Raw genomic sequence first — 19,960 nt, 5'->3', positions numbered from 1 at the left:
AGCCACTGGTTATAAGTGGCGTAAATGCTCCAGCATTTCGCGAAGCCAGTGACTGGATTTGTCTTTGCTAATAATGTCTTCAATAATGCTGGTGCTGGCAGGAATATAAATATAGTAAATAACCTCCCCTTTTTCAGAAACACCGCGTTGAATAACTTCAACTTTCCAGTTCGCATGGCGAAATATGGCATACATACCGCGACTGGCTACAGCGTACATTCCATGGTATTTTTGCTTTATGCAATACATATTCATTGCAAGAAACAATGCCTTACTGGCGGGCACGCCCTGCAGACTTGCGGAGTCTCGCGTTTCTTTATCTAAAAATAAACGGCTAATTTCACAGCAGGGAATATCTGCCGGGAAAATAATGGCTTCGTCAAAATAATTGTGAAAGATTTCGCTTATCATCGTCGGATGCGTCGAGTTAATGAATCGTGCGCCGCATAACAACTGTCCCTCATACATACCCAGCAAGTATGTCGTGTTTGGGTTGTCAAACTGATCCTTTTCCATATCTTCAACGCATTCAACTTTCCAGTCGAGTCGGTCCCGAAAGGTTTTTCTCCGGAGTCGGAAAAGTTCGCGGGCTAATGCTGACGGTAAATCATCGTAATCATGCAAAAAAAACTCAATAACAGAATTCATTGCTCTTATTCCTGATAATAACACCTGAAACTATTATCCCCTGTCTTTTAGGACAGCTTTCATTGTGCATGGTATTCCTTATACTTAAAAGGTACCCGGCCACTAAGTCCTCGTGAAACTCAGTGGCCAGGAGGTCAAAGACCTACGAAACACCAGGGATATATCCATTCATGATTATCTAATATTTATAGTTTCGGGTACAGAGCGTAAGAAGCACTTAGCCGATAAAATATTAAAAAACGATAATCATAAAATAATTACAATTAAAGTATTGCCCCTTAAAAATTTAAGGGGTAATATTTCCTTTTTCTATTTTTTCTCCTATTATCTCTGTTCTTAATGCTGTGCTACTCTTGCAGAAGCATGCTAAACGGAGAACCAAAATGGCCGACTGGAATCCCTCTCTTTATCTGCAGTACGGCGCGGAAAGAACGCGTCCTGCCGCTGAACTGCTCGCCAGAATTCCTCTGGATGAGGTCTCCACCATCGCTGATTTAGGCTGCGGGCCGGGAAACAGCACCGCGCTGTTGAAGCATCGCTGGCCTTCGGCGCACATTACCGGGGTCGACAACTCCCCTGCAATGCTTGAGGAAGCAAGAGCCGCATTGCCTGACTGCCATTTTGTTGAGGCCGATATCCGCCAGTACAAGCCTGGCCAGCCGCTGAACCTGATTTATGCCAACGCTTCGCTGCAATGGGTTCCTGACCATTACGATCTCCTGCCTCATCTCGTTTCTTTACTCACGCTTAATGGCGTATTAGCAATCCAGATGCCTGACAACTGGCTTGAACCTACTCATGTGGCGATGCGTGAAGTGGCGCTGGAACAAGACTACCCTGACCGCGGCCGCGAACCTCTCCCTGGTGTGCATGCCTACTACGATATCTTGTCCGAGGCGGGCTGTGACGTGGATATCTGGCGGACAACCTATTTCCATAAAATGAGCTCGCACCAGGCCATAATTGACTGGGTAAGCGCCACCGGCTTGCGCCCGTGGCTCCAGGAACTTAACGAGAGCGAGCAGAAACGTTTCCTGAAACGCTACCATGAACTGCTGGAAGAGCAGTATCCGCTCCAGGAAAATGGGCAGATACTGCTCGCTTTTCCGCGGCTGTTTATCGTGGCGCAACGCCAGCCCTGACGGGTTATGACCGGGCTTCTTTCAGCAGCTGCTGAATGACCTTTTCCTGTTGCGCATAATCTCCTTCGCCAAAGGCGGTATAGCGTAGCTGGCCTTTGGCATCGAAATAGTAATGCGCTGGCCAGTACTGGTTCCCGAAATCGTTCCAGATTTGATAGTTATTATCAGTCACCACCCGGTACGGCAACTGCCATTTATTTACCGCGTTTTTCACCGAGGCGAGCGGTTTTTCCCAGGGATATTCCGGCGTGTGAACCCCAATCACGACCAGCCCCTGCGACTGATACTTCGTGGCCCAGTCCCGCACGTGCGGGAGCGTATGCTGACAGTTAATGCAATCCCAGGTCCAGAAATCAATCAACACCACCTTCCCTCGCAAGGATTCAGACGTGACAGGGTCACCGTTAATCCACCCTGTCCCCCCGCTTAATGAAGGCAGCTGGCTGCTGGGCTCTGTCATCACGACCGGCTGGAGCTTCACCGGCGCGGCTGTGGGTTTCGCCAGCGTCAGGAGTGTTGTCTCCAGACGGTCCGCAACGCCGTTTGCTCCTTTCAGAAGTGAAGTCATTCCCGTCGCGTTAAATACGACAGCCGCCAGCATCGCCACGCCCGCCCCCTGCCGCAGCTTTTCCATCAGCGCCGATTTTGCTCTTAGCGGCGCCATCAGCGTGCGTCCGCCGAAAACGAGCAGGCTTAACATCAGCGCGCATCCGCTGCCGTAGGCCGCCAGCAGCGCGCCCGTCGCTATGGCCGAGTGGCCCGCGATATTAATGCTAAAAATGGCGCCCAGTATGGGACCGGCGCAGGGAGACCAGAGCAGCCCCACCGCGAGCCCGGCCAGAAAAGCCGATGCCAGACCGCGCGTTTGCCCGCTTCGGGTGTTCAGGACATTTCCCGCGCTGACGGCCGGGCCCGCAATACGCTGGGCGAATGACGGAAAAATTAAGGCCAGCGCGGCCGTGGCCAGAATAACGAGAGCGATCCAGCGCCCGACGATGGTTGCCTCTGCGATCCACTCGCTGGCGACGGTGACGGCCATCGCCACCAGGGTTAACATCACGATCATCCCCGCCAGCAGGGCCAGAATATGTCGTCGCTGTCCCTGAAAACCGGCGAAAAGGAGTGGAATAACCGGGAGCGTACATGGACTGAGCAGGCTTATCATCCCGCCCAGAAAAGCGATTACCAGAAACATAGACACCTCACAATACAAGTCCTGCGACGCTGCAGTGAGGCTATTTCATCGTGCGGATGTGTTCAGGATATGTGTAAAAACGCAGATTTTGTCTGGCTCTGTATCACCCGGGCCGGGAGATACAAAGCCGTACAATTAACGGCGCGGTAGCGTAATGGAGACATCCAGTCCGCCTCCGGCCCGGTTCGTCAGGTTGAGCTTTCCTTCCAGCTGAGCGGTGAGCTGCGCGGCAATCGCCAGTCCGAGTCCTGTTCCGCCGGTATCGCGGTTGCGCGATGTTTCCACCCGGTAAAACGGCTGTAATACTGCCTCAATCTCGTCATCGGGTATTCCCGGTCCGCCGTCAGTGATGTGAATCACCACCTCTGTGGAAGACGAATTATCAATGGTAATAACGGCATCCCCACCGAACTTAAGGGCATTATCCAGCAGGTTGGTCATCACCCGACGAAGCGCCTGCGGACGCGTAACGATCGGTAAACGGGTATCGTTTGACTGAAGCTGCACGTTTTTACCGATGTCCTGATAATCGCAGGCGATGCTGTTGACCCAGGCATTCAGCTCCAGCTTCAGCGGGGTCTCTTCCAGGGATTCTGATGACCGGGCATACGCAATACCCTCGCGAACAAGACGCGTCATGCTATCGAGATCGTTCAGGAGCTTGTCGCGAAGTTCAGGTTCCCCTGCCATCTCGACGCGCAGCTTCATGCGGGTAATCGGCGTCTGGAGATCGTGAGAAATGGACGCCAGGATCTGCGCGCGCTCCCGGAGATAAGACTGAATGCGCGCCTGCATCGCGTTGAAGGCATGCGCTGCACGCTGCACCTCAAGCGGCCCTTTCTCCGTCATTGGCGTGCTGGCCGCCGGATCCAGCGAATCCACCGCGCGGGTAAATTGTGAAAAAGGCCGCACCACCTGCCGCACGGCAATCCAGGCACACGCAGCCAGCAACAGCAGCTGCAGGATCAGCACTACGGGCAGCCAGCTGGCGACCGGCGGCATGCGTGGGATCAGGTCAATGGTCAGCGGCGCGCCGTCGCGTAACGTCAGATGCGCCTGGATGTGTGAAACGGCACCGGGAACGGCGGTGAAGCTGAGCGGGTACTGTGACGCAAGCGTCGCTTTTAAGGTTCGGATGGCGTCCTGCGAACGCTTATCCGTCGGCGCGTTGCCGGGCTCTCCCGGTCCCAGAATATAACGGTAATTGCCCCGTTCGAGGCGCGAAAGCCAGGCCGCGCGCTCGCTGGCCGGTAAGCGGTCTAAAATGGCGACGCTGGTTGCGACGTCGTTTTCCAGATTACCGAGCATCACCGTTCTGGCGCTGTGCATTCGTTCAATCATCACCAGCGTCAGGCTCAGGGCGTTGGCCAGCAGCAGGCCGGACAGCACGACGAGCAGCAAGCGGGCCAGCAGCGAGCGTGGCCAGAGCGTCATTCGTTAGCCTCTTTGATGGTGACCGGCATGGTAAAAACGTAGCCCTCGCTGCGCACGGTCTTGATATAGGCGGGCGTGCGGGCATCTTCGTTCAGGCGCTGACGGACCCGGCTAACCAGCAGATCGATAGAACGTTCAAACAGCTCGGCGTCTCGCCCCTGCGTCAGGTTGAGCAGCTGATCGCGGGTCAGCACCCGTTGAGGATGGTCAAGGAACACGCGCAGCAGGCGATACTCCGCCCCGCTGAGCGCGACGATCACCCCTTCCGGATCGATTAAGTGACGGGCAACGGTATCGAGCTGCCATTCACCGAACATCACCAGCCGCCCGGCTTCTGTCACCTGCAAATTGGGCGGCATCGTGCGAAAACGCCGTAAAATCGCTTTGATACGCGCCAGCAGTTCCCGGGCGACAAACGGCTTCACCACGTAGTCATCCGCGCCCATCTCCAGACCCAGGATCCTGTCCGTCTCCTCGTTGCGGGCCGTCAGCATCAGGATGGGCAGATCTTTATATTTCCCGACGCGTAGCTCTCGACATAACGTAAGCCCGTCGTCGCCGGGCATCATGACATCCAGCACAACCAGGTCGATATGCTGTTTATCCAGCACGACGCGCATCTCTTTGCCGTTGGCCGCGCCCGTCGCGCGATAGCCAGACTTAACGAGATAATCGACAATCAGTTCACGAATATCCCTGTCGTCATCGACGACAAGGATATGATCAATATGCTCCACCGAAATCTCCAGACCGAAGGGTAACGTACTGAAAATAGCACATTTCAGAGCTTGTCCGCGTCAACGACGGCCTTGACGAAATCCTGCGGATCTTCCTGAGGCGGATTGTGCCCCACGGTTGCCCCGAAGGTGCGGTGCTCATATTTACCGGTAAATTTACCCGCGTAGGCCTGCGGTGCTGGATGCGGCGCACCGTTGTTCCCACCTTCGATGGTGATCGTTGGAACGGTGATATTCGGCAGCGTAGCGAGTTTTTGCTCGTAGCTATCGTATTTGCGCTCGCCTTTTTCCAGCCCTAAACGCCAGCGATAGTTGCTGAGCGTCACCGCGACGTGGTCGGGGTTATCGAGGGATTTGGCGCTGGCGTTGAAGACAGCATCGCTAAATTTCCAGTCAGGCGAGGCCTGAGACCAGATCAAACGGGCGAAGTCATGCGTGTTTTTGGCATAGCCTTCAGCACCGCGCACGGTGGCGAAATAGAACTGATACCACCACTGCTGCTCCGCTTTTGGCGGCAGCGGCTGTTTGCCAATCTGCTGGCTGCTGATGAGATACCCGCTCACCGACACCAGTGACTTAACGCGCTCTGGCCACAGCGCCGCAACGATATCCGCCGTACGAGCGCCCCAGTCATATCCTGCAAATACCGCCTGCTTAATATTCAGGGCATCCATCAGGTTCACAATATCCTTCGCCATGGCTGAAGGCTGGCCGTTGCGCGGCGTTTTGGCAGACAGGAAGCGCGTGGTGCCGTAGCCGCGCAGAGAAGGCACAATCACCCGATAGCCTTTTGCCGCCAGCGCGGGGGCGACGTCGGCATAGCTGTGAATATCGTAAGGCCAGCCGTGCAGTAAAATAACCGGCTGGCCGTTTTTCGGGCCGATGTCGACATAACCGACATTCAGATCGCCGGCGTTAATTTGCTGCGGATGATCAAAGGCTGCCGCGAAATTTGTGCCGGTGACTTCAGCCTGACAGGACATCACGGTGCCAAGTGAAACGGTCAGTGCGAGGGTTGAGTACGCGAGTTTGCTAAACATGTTGGTATCTCCGGTTGAGTACAGTTCACGGGGATATAACAACACGGCAATGTATAGCGGATATGTGCGAAAGCGGGTTTATTGCAAGCCTGTGTATGTACCAGCGACGCAGATACAGTGTGATACAAACCCAGGCCTTGTCGCCTTAAAGCGAGAGCCGATAGCGGACGTAATCGTCAGCTTGACCGTATTTGTCATAAAGTTTGCGCGCCGGGTTGTTCTCCCGGGTGACCCAGTACAGTTTTGACCACCCTTCGCGTTTGCCTTCCTCAATCAGAGCATCAATGAGCGCCTTACCGGCTCCCGCCCCGCGTTCGTCGGCATCAACAAACAGATCTTCCAGGTAGCAAACGGGGGCCGTTGACCAGGTTCCTTCGTGCAGAATGCACATCGCGAAACCGATGACCTTTTCATCCGTTTCTACCACGCGGCAAAACATCGAGGAATGCGCTGAGAGCGCCCTTTCCCATGTCGATGCGGTGACGGATTCCTCGAGGTAACAATCATAAAAATGGGTATAGCCATCCCACAGCGGTCGCCATTGGGAATAATCGTCTTCACGTAGAGGTCTTACCGTGACAGCCATGTGTTCCTCACATTACAAGTCGATCGCCATTTCAAAACAGCGTAAATCAGCCCCTGCCATACGCGAGTGATGATAGTTTTCGCGCAGCGTGACAAACCCCAGCTTCTGATAAAACGACTGGGCGTTAGGGGTTGCATCCAGCCTCAGGCGGGTTATCCCCCGGCTACGGGCTTCATTTTTGAGCGCCTCGATAATCCGGGTCGCCATGCCTTTACCGAAGGCCGCGGGCAAGGTGAATATCGCCTCCAGACCGTGGGTATCCAGATCCAGATAGCCGGTCGCCGCAACGCCGCCCGTTTCATCTTCCACCACGTAAAAAGGGTATTCAATGACCATCTGCCGATAGCGTTCGGGCATGAGATCCGGCGTCCAGCGCGCAATGACGTCGGCGTCGTAACTGGTTTTACAGCCGTGACGAATCGCCTGATTGCGAATATTCCAGAGTATTTCGGCTTCCTGTGGCTTAGCTTTTCGTAAAGTCATAACCCCTCTTTAACGGCTTTTTAGTCGCATTTCCCGTGCCAGTCTGGCAAGACGCTGAGTACGACAATAGAGCGTAAACAGCACAAAGCCGCTGCTGTTCATCACCACCCGACAAAATAACAGTGCGAAGGATGCGATGACCAGCGGCCAAAGGCCTCCGTCATGCGAAAGCAGGATATGTAAAACCTGAACGAGGGTCGTTATCAGCAGAATGATGAACAACGCCCTAAACCCCAACAATCCCGACGTCTTCCCACGAGCCAGGAGTACGCTTATCACAATGAGCGCGCCTGTCATCGTCAATGATGGTACGAAAAAGCTCAATGCATGATGTAAAGGTGACAACCCCTGCAACGCGCTGAGAAAAGGCAGAAGGTTTAACGCAAACGCCACTAAAAACAGAGGTAACAGCACCGCTACCGGATAAGGATTTTGACGCGGAAGCTCGCTGAGAGGACGCGAAAAATACCGTTCCAGCTCTGGCGTGGAATAATTCAAGAGACGGGTATCACGCTGACCAATAGCCTCCTCTATCTCTTTGCCATCCTGCAGGAGATCCTGGAAAACCCGTCCGGTTAAAAAACTCAAAAACTTCATCAGAATACCGCCAGTGACTGAATGGTACCGATAATGTATTTACCGGTCCGTGGTAAATTACTGGGCGCTGCAATAACGCCACTCACAGCACTCCCGGCCAATGCTGCGGCACTTGTAACCACTTGCCCAAGTTGTCGAGTGAGCTCTACCTGAACAGGCCCGGTTGGAAATCGTTTCGGATAAAGACCAGCGCGTATAAGTGCCTTAATTTCCTTGTTGCTTATACCGGGGTTTTGCGCGCGAATTATCAATTCGGTCAAACGAGCGCGATCCTGACGAGGATAACTTTTTAACCACTCAGTGGCTTTCAAGGAAGATATAGATTTCATTGCACGCCAGGTGGTAACTGCTTCTTTTAGCGCCCCTCCTGCACTTGCTAACGAAATTACATCCAGTGAAGTTGAGGTGGCGACGTACCATTCTTGCGTATCGAGCCAGGCAACATTACCGCCACCGTTTTCAACCAAATCATAGATACGATAAAGGCCGTTAACGCATTGCAACCCGGTCGCAAGGGTTCCTGCGTAGCCAATCGCTACCAAAACACCACTTCCTCCTGCAGTAAGGGGGGTTGCCGCCGTGCCGGCAAGCATCACACCTCCAGTGATGATCATCGCCCCACATGATAGTACCGTCGATGCAAGTTCAGTTCCCATAGATGTAGATGCCACAGCATCAGTCAAGGATTTACCTACGCTAGAGGCGGATGGTTGTGAGTTCGCTTTAGTTACAATTACGTGAGTTACGATACCACTTTGACCATTGGGATGACGCTGACCAGAGCGAACCAGATAGCGTTGAGCACCATCAGAATAAATGATCCCGGCCTGAGCGAATTCGCGATTACAGTCCATTGCGGAACCCAGTGCTTTGAAATCGAAATCTGCAGCTCCAAAGCCTGCTATGCGCGCATAATCATATCCCGGTAGATTTTTCTCAGGATTCATTCCAGGCAAAACCATACATTACTCCTTATGTGGATGGGTAAGTTAACCCAACTAATCTGACGGTAATCGAGCGCTATGCAGAGCAAAATTTTGGTAGTAAATAAGTTTCAACGCAACTAAATAGAATGTGGTAGAAGTGAAAATACCAGAACACAAACAAAAGAATAACGCTTAAATATGGAGATCCGCGGATGACGATACCGACGCTCACGACAGAACGCTTATTGCTAAAACCGCTGGTTGCCGAAGATGCGGCCCAGATACAAAAGCGTTATCCGCGCTGGGAGATCGTCCGCTATATGGTCTCTTCCGTGCCCTGGCCCTACCCGGATAACGGCGCGGAAAACTATGTCAACAACGTGGCGCTGCCGGATATGGCAAAAGGGATCGCCTGGTTCTGGAGCATCCGTCGTCGCGAGGTGCCGGATGAGTTGATGGGTATTATCTGTTTGTATGACGTCGAAGATAACAACCGTGGATTCTGGTTGGCCCCGGAGTTTCAGGGCCAGGGATACATGCGCGAGGCCAGCATTGCCGCGACGGATTACTGGTTCAATACGCTAAACAAACCCGTATTACGCGCCCCGAAAGCCACCGCCAACAGCCGCTCCCGGCGTATTTCAGACAGTAGCGGCATGCGGCTTATCAGGACGGAAAAGAAAGCCTACGTCAGCGGCATGCTGGATTCCGAACTGTGGGAGATCACCCGCGACGAGTGGAACGCCCGTCAGGTCAGCTGATAATACTTATCCGGCATCAGCCTTTCAGGAATGTTCTCTTCATCGTTCATCTGCAGCAGATCGCGTTCCATCATGTTGCAGATGGCGTCCAGCGGCAGATCGTTATCTTCTGTGCCGAACGGGTCTTCCAGCTCTTCCGCCAGGGTGTCCAGCGAGATAAAGGTGTAGGAGATCAGCGCCGAGACAAACGGCGTCATGTAGTGCAGATCTACAACCAGCGCGAACGGCAGCATGATGCAGAACAGATAGACCGTGCGGTGCAAAATCAGCGTATAGGCAAACGGCACCGGCGTAGTCGCAATGCGCTCGCAGCCGGAGAGGACGATGGACATATCGTTCAGACGGTTGTTCAGGCTGTGGAACAGGATGTCTGAAAGCTGCCCGTTACGCCGCCGCACGGCCAGCCACTCCCCCATAATCAGTAAAATGCGGTTCGCCGGCGAGTTGGCGCTCATCACGTGACGTAAATCGTCCGGAGCAAGATAGCGAGAGAGCTGTTCGGCGTTCAGGTCCCGGCGGAGGGTCATGCGCAGGCAGTTGGCAAAAGCTATCTGCAGGCGGACAAATTCCCCCAGGTGCTTATCGTCAGGCAAGGTGTTTTTCACCTCGCGAAACAGCGAGCGTGCCGCTATCATCAACTGCCCCCAAAGCAGGCGAGCCTCAACGTAGCGCGAATAACAGGCGTTGTTTCTGAAACCGAGAAAGATAGCGATCGCCACGCCGAGAATGCTAAATGGCGCCACGGTAAATTTGATACCCAGCGAGGTATACCACGGCAGCATCAGGATAACGGCAATAGAAAGCAGGAAGTTGAGCAGCAGTCGGGTGTAAATTTTGGGAAGTACCGAGCCGTGCCAGACAAAAATCAGTTGTAGCCAGTGCTGTTTAGGACGAACAATCATAGTGAGTTTCAGGAAGGAAAAGAGCGTGGCTATTAAACGTGATCTCCCTCACGGTTGCAAGCATGTTAACGGGACATTGAATTTTATGACCTGCTTAGCGATAACCGCACGGTGCTGCATGCGGTTTTAAAAAAAGAGTAAATAGTATGTTGTAACTAAATTAAGATGTAATTAAACCCGGCCGAAGCCGGGTAACGTCATTAGCAAAGGGGTTTCACCGCTGCGCGCATTCCCTTCAGGAGAATGGCGTCAAGATCCAGGGTGACCTGGTCGACGAGCCCGGTGACCTGCGTGAGATCCAGTTCCCAGTGCTCGCTCACGCTCAGCACGGACTGCACCAGCTCACGGGTGCTCAACTGCTGGTCGCGGTGCTGTGCCCACAGCTGCTGATAACGTTCCAGCCAGAATGCATCATCCTGCACCGGATAGTTCTCCCCGTTACGTTCCCCGCGATAAAACGCTATCAGTGCAGCCAGCGCGAACGTCAGACGTGCAGGCAATTGTCCGCTTGCGTTCTGCCCTGCCAGCAGCTGCGGCAGAATGCGGGTGCGGTATTTGGTCATACCGTTAAGCGCGATGGAAAGCAGCTGGTGTCTGATGTAAGGGTTGCGAAAACGCCCTGTTACCGCGCTGGCAAAAGATTCCAGCTCGTCACGCGGCAGATCGAGAACCGGAATGATCTCCTGATAAATCGCTTTTTCGACAAACGCGCAGATCTCTGCATCATTCATCGCCTCGCCTACCGTCTCTAACCCAGCCTGGAATGCCACCGGCACCAGCGCCGTATGCGCGCCGTTCAGGATAGCGACTTTGCGCTCTTTGTAGGGCCTGATGTCGTCGACAATCAGCACATTCAACGGGTATTTATCCAGACGAAGTTCCTGCGCAAGAGATGCCGGCCCCTGGATAACAAACAGATAGAATTGTTCAGCCGTATCCAGGAAACCATCGTGATAACCCAGCTCAGCCTCCAGCGTGGCCGCTTCGTCGCGCGGGTAACCGGTCACGATACGGTCAACCAGCGTCGAGCAGAAGCTGTTTGCCTCGTTAAGCCACTGGATAAAGGCGGCAGGCAGCGCCCACTCCCGGGCATAGCGCAGGACGAGTTCATGCAGCGCGTCACCGTTGTAGTCAATCAGCTCGCACGGAATGATGATCCAGCCTTTATCCGCTGCACCGTTGAAGTGGCTATAACGCTCAAACAGCAGTCGCGTCAGCTTCGCCGGGTAGCTCACCGCAGGGGCATCGGCGAATCGGTCACCAGCGTTGTAGCTGATACCCGCTTCGGTGGTGTTCGAGAAAACAAAGCGCATGTCCGGATTGTGCGCCAGTTTCAGGAACGCATCATACTGGCCGTAGACGTCGATCTCCCGGTTAACCGAGCGGATAAGACGGCTCTCACTCACCGCTTTACCCTGCCCGTTCAGGCCGCGAATGATCGTGGTATAGAGACCATCCTGAGTGTTCAGCGACGGCGGGAAGTCGCTCTGAATAGGACGGACGATAACCACACCGGCGTTAAGATCGGTATGTTCATTTAGCAGGTCAATTTGCCAGTCGACAAACGCACGCAGGAAGTTGCCTTCGCCAAACTGAATAATGCGTTCCGGGTATTGAGCACCGGGAAAATCACGACGGTTGAGCGTGTTCACAAGAGGGTTCCTTTTATGATTAGTCATACAACCTGATAAGATTGGTACGATAACTTATCAAAACTTAACGACCAGAAACCCTGTTTTGATCAATCCACGGCGTAGTTGTACAAAATAATCATAAGAACTTATAGAACACGGACGTGGCCGTCATGGCGCCGTCCGGCATCAGGGCATAGCGCGGGATCTCCCCCACCTTTTGCCAGCCGGCACGCTGGTAGAACGTCTCGGCGCCGCTGCCGGTGGAGGTATCGAGCACCAGAACCGAAATATCTCTGGCCCGGGCCTCCGCTTCAAGCGCTTCCATCAAGGCCATCGCGGCACCTTTGCGGCGGGCTTTCTCGTGAACCAGCAGCTTCGCCACATCGGCGCGATGCGGCTGGTTTTCCGGCTGGTCGACGATCAGCTGCACCGTACCGATGACGCCGTCCTGCGGGTCGACACAGGCCAGCACCAGACGCTCGTTGCGCCCTACGCTTTCAGCGATGCCGCGCCAGAACGAACGAGCCTTATCCCGACTAAAGGGAAGCATAAAGCTGACGGATGCCCCGCCGTTCACACAGTTTTCGAGGATCCCGGCCAGCGCATCAAGATGGGTGAGAATGTCGTCTCGGGTGAGGTTTTTGATTTGCAGTGAGGTATTCATTGTTTTTCCTTACGTTGAATACCGTCACTGTGCATTTAACATCTTCTTAACGCAAACGGATCGGACATACGCTTTTGTTATGTTACCGGGAGCGCTGTCGCTGCTGTTTCATGGCATACATCTTTTCATCGGCCTCTTTTAACCACTGCTGCAGGTCGTTGCCGTTATGATCGAATTCACTGAGCCCCCACGAGAAATGGAGCGACCAGGGATGTAGCTTGCGGGCGTTATAGTTTTCTACCTGCTCGGCAAGATACTGCATGGCAATCCAGGCGCCCTGCTCATCCGTATCCGCGAACAGCACGGCGAACTCGTCCCCGCCAAAACGCACCAGCAGATCCGCTTCGCGGAAAGAGGCGCGCATTAGCTGCGCCATCGCTTTCAGCGCCTTATCCCCCTCTTCATGCCCGAAGCGATCGTTAATTTCCTTAAAGCGATCCAAATCCAGCCAGCCGAGCGTGAGCGGCTCAGCGCGACGCCGGGCAACGGAAAGCGTGAACCGCACGAGCTGATTAAAGCCCCGACGGTTGAATAACCCGGTTAATTCATCCGTGGTCGCCGCGCTGATGGCAGCAAATTCATCTTCCGCCAGCGCGCCAAGGTCACCCAGCACGGCGAGGTCGGCGGCAGAAAACTCGCGGGGGGCGTAATCAATCAGGCACAGCGAGCCAACGCTTGCGCCGTCGCGCAGGCGCAGCGGGAAGCCCGCGTAAAAACGCACGCGAGGCTCACCGGCCACCAGCGGGTTATCCGCAAAGCGATCGTCCTGAAGCATATCCCCCACTACCAGCGGCGCTTCGGTGAGGATCGTATGCCCGCAAAATGAGATATTGCGCGGAACGCTGCCGGGCGCCTGACCGTCGGCCGACTTCACGATCAGCGAATGCTCATCAATGAGATTGACCATCGCCAGCGGCACCTGGAAGAAGCGTTTTGCCAGACGCGTTAAGCGGTCAAACGCCGGGGAACTGTCGATCTCAAGCAGACCTGATTCTCGTAGCGAGTTGAGTCTGTCTGTTTCATTTTCAGGGGTTGCAGGTGCTTTCATAATGTCTCCTGACGTAAAGCGTTACTAAAAGCGTAGCTTAAACAGAGACATTGTCAGTGTTCTGACATCCTGTTAAGCCGCTTACTATTCACGTCAATGCCTTATGACGATTAACGCAGCTATGTTTCACTCCCGGAGGGCGCGGCAATCTGCTCGTCCGCCACCCGGGCGCTGGTACGGTTTCGACCCGCTTTTTTTGAACGATAGAGATGATCGTCCGCTTCGGCCATAAGCTTGTTGAAGACCTCGGTCAGCTGCCAGGACTCAGCCTTTCCGCTGCCGAGGCCAATGCTGACCGTCAGATAGAGCGTCTGGTGACGCCATGTAAAAGGATGACCGGCAACGGTGGATCGGATACGTTCAGCCAGTTCAAAACCGTGCTGCGCGTCGCCTGAATTGACCACCACGGCGAACTCCTCTCCGCCCATGCGCGCCACCATGCCGTCTTCGCCGACGACCTGCTGAACCTGTCGGGCAAACGACGCCAGCACGCGGTCTCCGCACTCGTGGCCGTAGTTATCATTAATGCTTTTGAAATAATCAATATCCAGCAGCATGACGGTCAGAAAACGCGTGTGCCGGTACGTCTCTTCATGCTTTAACGCCTCATAAAGCCCGGAACGCGAGTAGACGTGCGTTAAAAAGTCATAATCCGCCCTCAGTGAAACCTGGCGGATCAGGGAATTAATCGCCGCCATGCTGACGGATACCATCACCGGGCAGATCGCCATCGTGGCGATCCCCAGCCGGGCTGAAAACATCATTGGCGTCGTAAACGGCGTCGCCACGGCGATATTAATAATCGAGTTGGCGACCAGAATGATTTCAGTGGCCCCCGTGATAAACGTCAGCAGACAGGTGGCGGGCAGCGAGTAGCGAACCGCACACCAGATAAGCGCGGGCAGAGGAAACGAGAGGCTCCCCGCTCCGCCAATCACCACCGACGCGATCACCGAGACGATCAGCGCAATTACCGGCAGCAGCTGCTCAAGACGTAGCCTGAGCTCACGCCCGGGCATGCGTAACGTGAGCATACAGGGCACAACAAGCACGCCGGTTGAGAACTGCTCGCTAAACCAGTCGGCAAATAGCGGCCAGAAGGTATGACTGTCAATCCCGACCGACCCTACCGCGCCGAGCAAGGCGCAAAGCAGCGCGGCAATCAGACAGTAGTTAAACAGGCGTAGCGCGTTAAGCGGATCGGGGGTTTTCTTCATCAGCCGCTTGTCGCGCTGAACCAGCACGGCGACGACGACGATAAAGATCATGTTTGACAGGTTGATCAACACGGAGGCCATCCCCCAGTTGGTCGTTACCGCGTCGTACAACAGCATCGCGACATAACATACCGCGTAGTAATGCAGGCGATTCAGGTAAACATAGCGGGCGAAGATCCCTGCCATGACGCCATTTAGCGGCCAGAACAGCGACAGGGCCTCAACGAGCCGTAATTCCGCGCCCACAAAATAGAATAAAGTGGTGAGGATGAAGATCGTCGCTGCATTTCGCAGCGGCGTATCAATCTGGAACGGCCTGAAAGCGGTAAGAGCAGAACGCATTAAATATCATTCCATATGAAAGCTTATGGCAATTATTGCGGTCGTCAGCATGATCGGGACTAACTTGGGATGCATCTATAACACAAATACCACGGGAGCATAACTCGTCAAATTTAGGCGTTCATCTGCAGCACCAGCCAGTGGTGGATGACGCTGACGATATAATTTTGTTGCTGCGCCGTGAGCGTTACGCCCTGTGGAATGTTATGCCATTTTGCCAGACAGCCCCGGCAACAGGTGGCGGTGGCATGCTGGGCGATAAACACCGGATGACCGCGCATGGGCGTCTGCTTACCGTCGTTTGCGGGGTACGCGGGCGCAAGGCGCTTTTCGACAAAATCCGCGGCGTGCCGATCAATGGTTTCGGGGCCTTTGTCCCAGCAGTACTGTCGTTCCTTATCGCCTAAGCGAAAGCGCGAACGAAATGTCGATCGCGCCAGGCGGGAAAAGAGAGGATCCAGATCGGACATCAGTATACGGAACGTCCCAGGCGCTGGGTAAGTTTCTCCAGAACCGCCACGCCGGCAAGGGAATTTCCCGTTTCATCCAGTTCCGGGCTCCAGACGGCTATCGCCATTTCATGCGGCACAATCGCCACGACCCCGCCGCCAACGCCCGATTTAGCCGGAAGGCCAACGCGCCAGGCGAACTCGCCGGCGTTTTGATACATCCCGCTGGTGGCCATCAGCGCGTTAACCTGCCGGGCCTGAAGCGGAGAAACCACCTCCTGATCGAGATGCGGCGCGTGCCCCTGGTGCGCAAGGAACAGGAACGTCTGGGCCAGCTCAACGCAGCTCATTTTCAGGGCGCAGTAATGGAAGTAGTTTTGCAGCACGGTCGCCACGTCGTTGTGGAAATTACCGAAGGATTTCATCAGCCATGCGATAGCCGCGTTACGGGCAGAGTGTTCAAACTCCGAGCGTGCCACCACCGCATCATAGGCAATATCATCAACGCCCGAGAGCTGGCGAACAATCTCCAGCATTCGCTGGCGCGGTGCGCTGAGGCGACTTTGCAGCATATCGCAGACCACCAGCGCCCCGGCATTGATAAAGGGATTTCGCGGTTTACCCTGCTCAATCTCGAGCTGAAGCAGCGAGTTAAAAGGCTGGCCGGAAGGATCTTTACCGACACGCTGCCAGATCTCTTCTTCTTCATACTGGCGCATCGCCGCAACCAGACTCAGCACTTTCGAAATGGACTGAATGGAAAAACGCTCAGTCGCATCGCCTGCCTGGTATCGCTGTCCGTCGATGGTACAGATAGCAATCCCCAGCTTATTCCCGCTCACCGAGGCAAGGGCCGGAATATAGTCGGCAACCTTCCCCTTTCCAATTAACGGACGAACCTGCGCCAGAATCTCGTCCAACATCTCATTATGGATGACCGCAGCCACACTTTGCTCCTTGCCCTCAGGCTAAAACGGGCTGCGAGTATAACAGAGGCTTATGTATTGCGTCAGGCGCTAAGACGAAAACGCGAAACGGCCTGCAATAAAAGATCGGATTGCTTTTGCAGCCGCTCAGAGGCATCCGAGGCGTCTGAGACCAGCAGGTCCGTCTGACGTGAGACCTGATTCAGCGCCTGAAGCTGGCGCGTCATCTGGTGAATACTGTCTCCCTGGCTGAGCGTGGCGGTTGAGATCTCATTAAGCAAACTGCTTAAATTGCCCACCAGGCCAGTGACCTGCTGCAGATTTTCTTCCATCAGGTTAACGGCGCGGGAACCGTCTTCAATCCCCTGCAGCGAGCGGTTGATAAGCTCCTGAATGGTCTGCGTCGAGTGGCTGCTTTTTCTGGCCAAAAGCCCGACCTCCCGCGCGACGACGGCAAAGCCGCGCCCCTGGTTTCCGGCATGGGCCGCCTCGATGGCGGCATTCAGCGCCAGGATGTTGGTCTGAAACGCCACGCTGTCGATCATCGCCACGATCCCGCGCATCTCAGAAGATCGGTCGACGATCGCCTGCATAGACGCATTCACGGTAGACATCATCCGGTCGCCGCCCGCGGCCGCCTGACGCGCTTCATCGGCCCGCGAGCTGGCGAGCCTGGCATAGCCGGTATTCCCTTCCACATGGCTTTCCAGCGCCGCGATATGCGCCGTTACATCCTCAAGCTCTTTCGCCTGGCGCGCTGACTGCTGATACAGCTTCTGGTTACCCTGCGCAAGGGAGTCAATGTTCTCCACCATCGTTGCGGTGGCATGGCTGACCTGCGTCACCAGCTGCTGCAGACCGTGCTGCATCGTCGCAATACTGTCGCTAAGCTGACCTATCTCCCGGTTGAAGCGCATGACGTTCGGCGGCGTGCCGGAGAGATCCCCTGCCGCCAGCCGGTTAATATGCGCAATCAACCGACGCAGCGGCGTAATCACCCATCTGGACATGCCGAACCAGACGACAACCGCGATGGCGAGCAGCAGCACCGGCGCAAACAGGAACAACGTTTGCAGGCCGGAGAGCTGCGCCATTAAGCTCTGACGCCCCTGCATGGCCTGCTTCTCGCTTGCCTGCTGATAGCGCGCATAGTTGTCGTTAAAATCAGACTGAAACGCCTGAGCCGGTACGGCAAAAAACGCGTCGATGGTGTTGGTCTTAATCAGACCTTCAGCCTGCTCGTTGATCGCCCCGTAGAAAAGCTGATAGCTGTTCACCAGGGCGTCGTCTTTCGGCGGATTCAGCGCCAGCCAGGCCTTCCACGCCTGCTGAGAAACCGCCAGCGCCTTTTGCGCATCGTCCATCAGGCTATGCCAGCTCCCGTCGGAGCCGGTCTCTTTATCCTGCATAAACCAGACGCCGGAGCGGTTAAGCAGGTCGCTTGCCGCCAGCAGGGAAACGCGGGCCAGATCCAGCTTGCTCTGCTGCTGCCAGGCCAGCAGGTTTTGCTGCTCGTTGCGCTGGGCGTCGTTCAGGGAGGCGTTAAGCAGAAATGAGGAGGAGAGCTGCAGCGCGGAGAAAAGGCCAATAATGCAAAAGATACCCGTCAGCAGGCCAAAGTGACGAGGGGTGAGACGCTGCGCAATACGGCGAAAAATTTGCGTTAGGTTCATAATTATCTTCATTAACAATGCGTTAGACGCGAGCGAGTCTACGAAATGAAAATGACAGAACCATTGCAGATAAATGACAACGGCCCTCGTGATGAGGGCCGTAATCACAGGCGGGCAATAAATTACACGCGATCCTTCCACACCGTCTGCACGTTGCAGAACTCGTGCAAACCAAAGTGGGAAAGCTCCCGGCCAAAGCCGCTTTTCTTCACGCCGCCGAAGGCCACGCGCGCGTCGCTGGCGCTAAAGCCGTTGATAAACACGCCGCCGCACTCCAGTTCGCGGGAGAATTTATCCGCAAGCGCCGCGTCAGCGGTAAAGACGGTGGCGGACAGGCCAAAGTCGCTGTCGTTGGCAAGCGCCAGGGCGTGCTCCGCGTCTTTTGCGACAGTCACGGCCGCGACCGGACCAAACAGTTCCTGGCGAAACGCCGTCATCGACGGGGTGACGTTGGCCAGCACGGTTGGCGCGTAGTAATTGCCCTCTCCGCTGATTTTCTCTCCGCCCAGCAGCAGCGTTGCCCCTTCGGCCAGGGTGGCCTGCACCTGCTGATGCAGCTCATCGCGCAGGTCATAACGCGCCATCGGGCCCAGGTAGTTCTCTTCTGCTTCCGGCGCGCCCATCTTTAACGCGGCGACGGCGTCGACGAAGCGGCGGGTAAAGGTATCTGCAATCCCCTCTTCCACAATGAAGCGTTTGGCCGCCGCGCACACCTGCCCGGTATTCTGGTAGCGACCCGCCACCGCCGCCTTCACGGCGAGATCCAGGTCGGCATCGTTAAGGACGATAAACGGGTCGGAGCCGCCCAGCTCAAGAACGCATTTTTTCAGCGCGGCTCCTGCCTGCGCGCCAATGGCCGCACCGGCACGCACGCTGCCGGTGACGGTCACCGCCGCAATACGGCGATCGTTAATCGCCTGGCTTACGCCGTCATTGGTGGCGTTCACCCAGCCGAATACGCCTTCAGGGAAACCGGCATCCGCAAAGATCTGAGCAATAAGTTCCGCAGAGCCGGGCACGTTTGGCGCATGCTTAAGCAGATAGCTGTTACCTGCCAGCAGGATCGGCACCGCGCCGCGCAGCACCTGCCAGAGCGGGAAGTTCCAGGGCATTACCGCGAGAATCGGCCCCAGAGGACGGTATTCAATGACCGCGTTGTGGTTTTCCACCAGCGTAGGCTCCGCACGCAGCATCGCCGGGCCGTGCCCGGCATACCAGTCGCACAGAGCTGCGGATTTTGCCACTTCCGCCCGCGCCTGCAGGATGGGTTTCCCCATTTCACGGGAGATCGTCTGCGCCATCTCTTCCGCGCGGTTTCGCAGCGCGGCGCCGAGATCCCGGAGCTTCTGTGCCCGTTGGGACACGCTTTCGCGTCGCCACTGGCGATACCCCGCGTCAGACTGAGCAATCGCGCGGTCAACCTCTTCCGCCGTCGCCCAGGGATAAGCAGCGAGAGTTTCCCCCGTTGCCGGGTTAACGGACAGGGCATGTGTAGCAGATGAATATTTCATGATGTTCTCCACGCATTTCGGTTGATTCATTGTGGCTCACTCTGC

Annotated in this window: 20 protein-coding genes; 2 read left to right on the top strand and 18 right to left on the bottom strand. The window is 55.4% G+C overall.

Features of this window, described 5'->3' with window-relative positions:
* Window positions 1-9: 9 nt before the first annotated feature.
* The gene (locus USF70_RS06890) at window positions 10-648 is read right to left on the bottom strand and encodes an acyl-homoserine-lactone synthase (RefSeq protein WP_320735449.1); all 639 of its coding nucleotides are present in this window, start codon (window positions 646-648) and stop codon (window positions 10-12) included.
* Window positions 649-1,031: 383 nt separating this feature from the next.
* Between USF70_RS06890 and tam the strand changes: the two genes are divergently transcribed.
* On the top strand, window positions 1,032-1,790 hold the full coding sequence (gene tam / locus USF70_RS06885) for a trans-aconitate 2-methyltransferase (protein ID WP_048981351.1): 759 nt from the start codon (window positions 1,032-1,034) through the stop codon (window positions 1,788-1,790).
* Window positions 1,791-1,794: 4 nt separating this feature from the next.
* Here tam and USF70_RS06880 read toward each other — a convergent pair whose 3' ends face one another.
* The 8 genes from USF70_RS06880 to USF70_RS06845 form a co-directional block, all read right to left on the bottom strand.
* Window positions 1,795-2,985 (bottom strand): cytochrome c biogenesis protein/redoxin, encoded by a 1,191-nt coding sequence (locus tag USF70_RS06880; RefSeq protein ID WP_320735448.1) that lies wholly within the window; start codon window positions 2,983-2,985, stop codon window positions 1,795-1,797.
* Window positions 2,986-3,120: 135 nt separating this feature from the next.
* Entirely contained in the window at window positions 3,121-4,419 is a 1,299-nt protein-coding gene (locus tag USF70_RS06875) for an ATP-binding protein (protein WP_320735447.1), read from the bottom strand.
* Window positions 4,416-5,156 carry a response regulator gene (locus USF70_RS06870; RefSeq protein ID WP_033145553.1) on the bottom strand — a complete coding sequence of 247 codons (741 nt, stop codon included), beginning with the start codon at window positions 5,154-5,156 and terminating at the stop codon, window positions 4,416-4,418. Before USF70_RS06870 ends, USF70_RS06875 begins: the two co-directional genes overlap by 4 nt.
* A gap of 44 nt (window positions 5,157-5,200) precedes the next feature.
* Entirely contained in the window at window positions 5,201-6,196 is a 996-nt protein-coding gene (locus USF70_RS06865) for an alpha/beta hydrolase (RefSeq protein WP_320735446.1), read from the bottom strand.
* A 145-nt stretch (window positions 6,197-6,341) separates the two neighbouring features.
* Complete coding sequence (locus tag USF70_RS06860; protein ID WP_320735445.1) at window positions 6,342-6,782, bottom strand: GNAT family N-acetyltransferase; 441 nt, start codon at window positions 6,780-6,782, stop codon at window positions 6,342-6,344.
* A gap of 12 nt (window positions 6,783-6,794) precedes the next feature.
* On the bottom strand, window positions 6,795-7,265 hold the full coding sequence (locus USF70_RS06855; RefSeq protein ID WP_320735444.1) for a GNAT family N-acetyltransferase: 471 nt from the start codon (window positions 7,263-7,265) through the stop codon (window positions 6,795-6,797).
* Between the two features lie 9 nt (window positions 7,266-7,274).
* Window positions 7,275-7,862: a hypothetical protein gene (locus USF70_RS06850; RefSeq protein WP_320735443.1), complete on the bottom strand. Its 588-nt coding sequence runs from the start codon at window positions 7,860-7,862 to the stop codon at window positions 7,275-7,277.
* A complete protein-coding gene (locus tag USF70_RS06845) occupies window positions 7,862-8,824 on the bottom strand; it encodes a hypothetical protein (RefSeq protein ID WP_182072308.1) in 963 nt (320 codons plus the stop codon). The genes USF70_RS06850 and USF70_RS06845 overlap by 1 nt, the downstream gene beginning before the upstream one ends.
* A gap of 176 nt (window positions 8,825-9,000) precedes the next feature.
* Here USF70_RS06845 and USF70_RS06840 point away from each other — a divergent pair, with 176 nt between their 5' ends.
* Window positions 9,001-9,549, top strand: a complete 549-nt coding sequence (locus tag USF70_RS06840; protein WP_033145547.1) for a GNAT family N-acetyltransferase — start codon at window positions 9,001-9,003, stop codon at window positions 9,547-9,549.
* Here the strand turns inward: USF70_RS06840 and USF70_RS06835 are convergent.
* From USF70_RS06835 to sad, 9 genes are all read right to left on the bottom strand, one after another.
* Window positions 9,537-10,451 carry a bestrophin family protein gene (locus USF70_RS06835; protein ID WP_033145546.1) on the bottom strand — a complete coding sequence of 305 codons (915 nt, stop codon included), beginning with the start codon at window positions 10,449-10,451 and terminating at the stop codon, window positions 9,537-9,539. The two genes, USF70_RS06840 and USF70_RS06835, sit on opposite strands and share 13 nt — an antisense overlap.
* A gap of 200 nt (window positions 10,452-10,651) precedes the next feature.
* Window positions 10,652-12,103 carry a tagaturonate reductase gene (locus tag USF70_RS06830; protein WP_232937950.1) on the bottom strand — a complete coding sequence of 484 codons (1,452 nt, stop codon included), beginning with the start codon at window positions 12,101-12,103 and terminating at the stop codon, window positions 10,652-10,654.
* A gap of 118 nt (window positions 12,104-12,221) precedes the next feature.
* On the bottom strand, window positions 12,222-12,749 hold the full coding sequence (locus USF70_RS06825; protein ID WP_214538405.1) for a GNAT family N-acetyltransferase: 528 nt from the start codon (window positions 12,747-12,749) through the stop codon (window positions 12,222-12,224).
* 82 nt (window positions 12,750-12,831) lie between these two features.
* On the bottom strand, window positions 12,832-13,797 hold the full coding sequence (locus USF70_RS06820; protein WP_039262472.1) for a sensor domain-containing diguanylate cyclase: 966 nt from the start codon (window positions 13,795-13,797) through the stop codon (window positions 12,832-12,834).
* A 119-nt stretch (window positions 13,798-13,916) separates the two neighbouring features.
* A complete protein-coding gene (locus USF70_RS06815) occupies window positions 13,917-15,356 on the bottom strand; it encodes a GGDEF domain-containing protein (RefSeq protein WP_214538404.1) in 1,440 nt (479 codons plus the stop codon).
* A 113-nt stretch (window positions 15,357-15,469) separates the two neighbouring features.
* Window positions 15,470-15,826: a DUF4186 domain-containing protein gene (locus USF70_RS06810; RefSeq protein ID WP_320735442.1), complete on the bottom strand. Its 357-nt coding sequence runs from the start codon at window positions 15,824-15,826 to the stop codon at window positions 15,470-15,472.
* A complete protein-coding gene (glsB, locus tag USF70_RS06805; RefSeq protein ID WP_023311792.1) occupies window positions 15,826-16,752 on the bottom strand; it encodes a glutaminase B in 927 nt (308 codons plus the stop codon). Before glsB ends, USF70_RS06810 begins: the two co-directional genes overlap by 1 nt.
* Window positions 16,753-16,814: 62 nt before the next feature.
* Window positions 16,815-18,404: a methyl-accepting chemotaxis protein gene (locus tag USF70_RS06800; protein WP_320735441.1), complete on the bottom strand. Its 1,590-nt coding sequence runs from the start codon at window positions 18,402-18,404 to the stop codon at window positions 16,815-16,817.
* Window positions 18,405-18,526: 122 nt separating this feature from the next.
* Window positions 18,527-19,915 carry a succinate-semialdehyde dehydrogenase gene (gene sad / locus USF70_RS06795; protein WP_320735440.1) on the bottom strand — a complete coding sequence of 463 codons (1,389 nt, stop codon included), beginning with the start codon at window positions 19,913-19,915 and terminating at the stop codon, window positions 18,527-18,529.
* Window positions 19,916-19,960 lie beyond the last annotated feature (45 nt).

The sequence above is a fragment of the Enterobacter sp. 237C8 genome, from assembly GCF_034106865.1.
GTDB lineage: Bacteria > Pseudomonadota > Gammaproteobacteria > Enterobacterales > Enterobacteriaceae > Enterobacter > Enterobacter asburiae_B.
The sequence above is the reverse complement of the archived record's forward strand: the minus strand, read 5'-3'. Positions and strand labels throughout refer to the sequence as shown.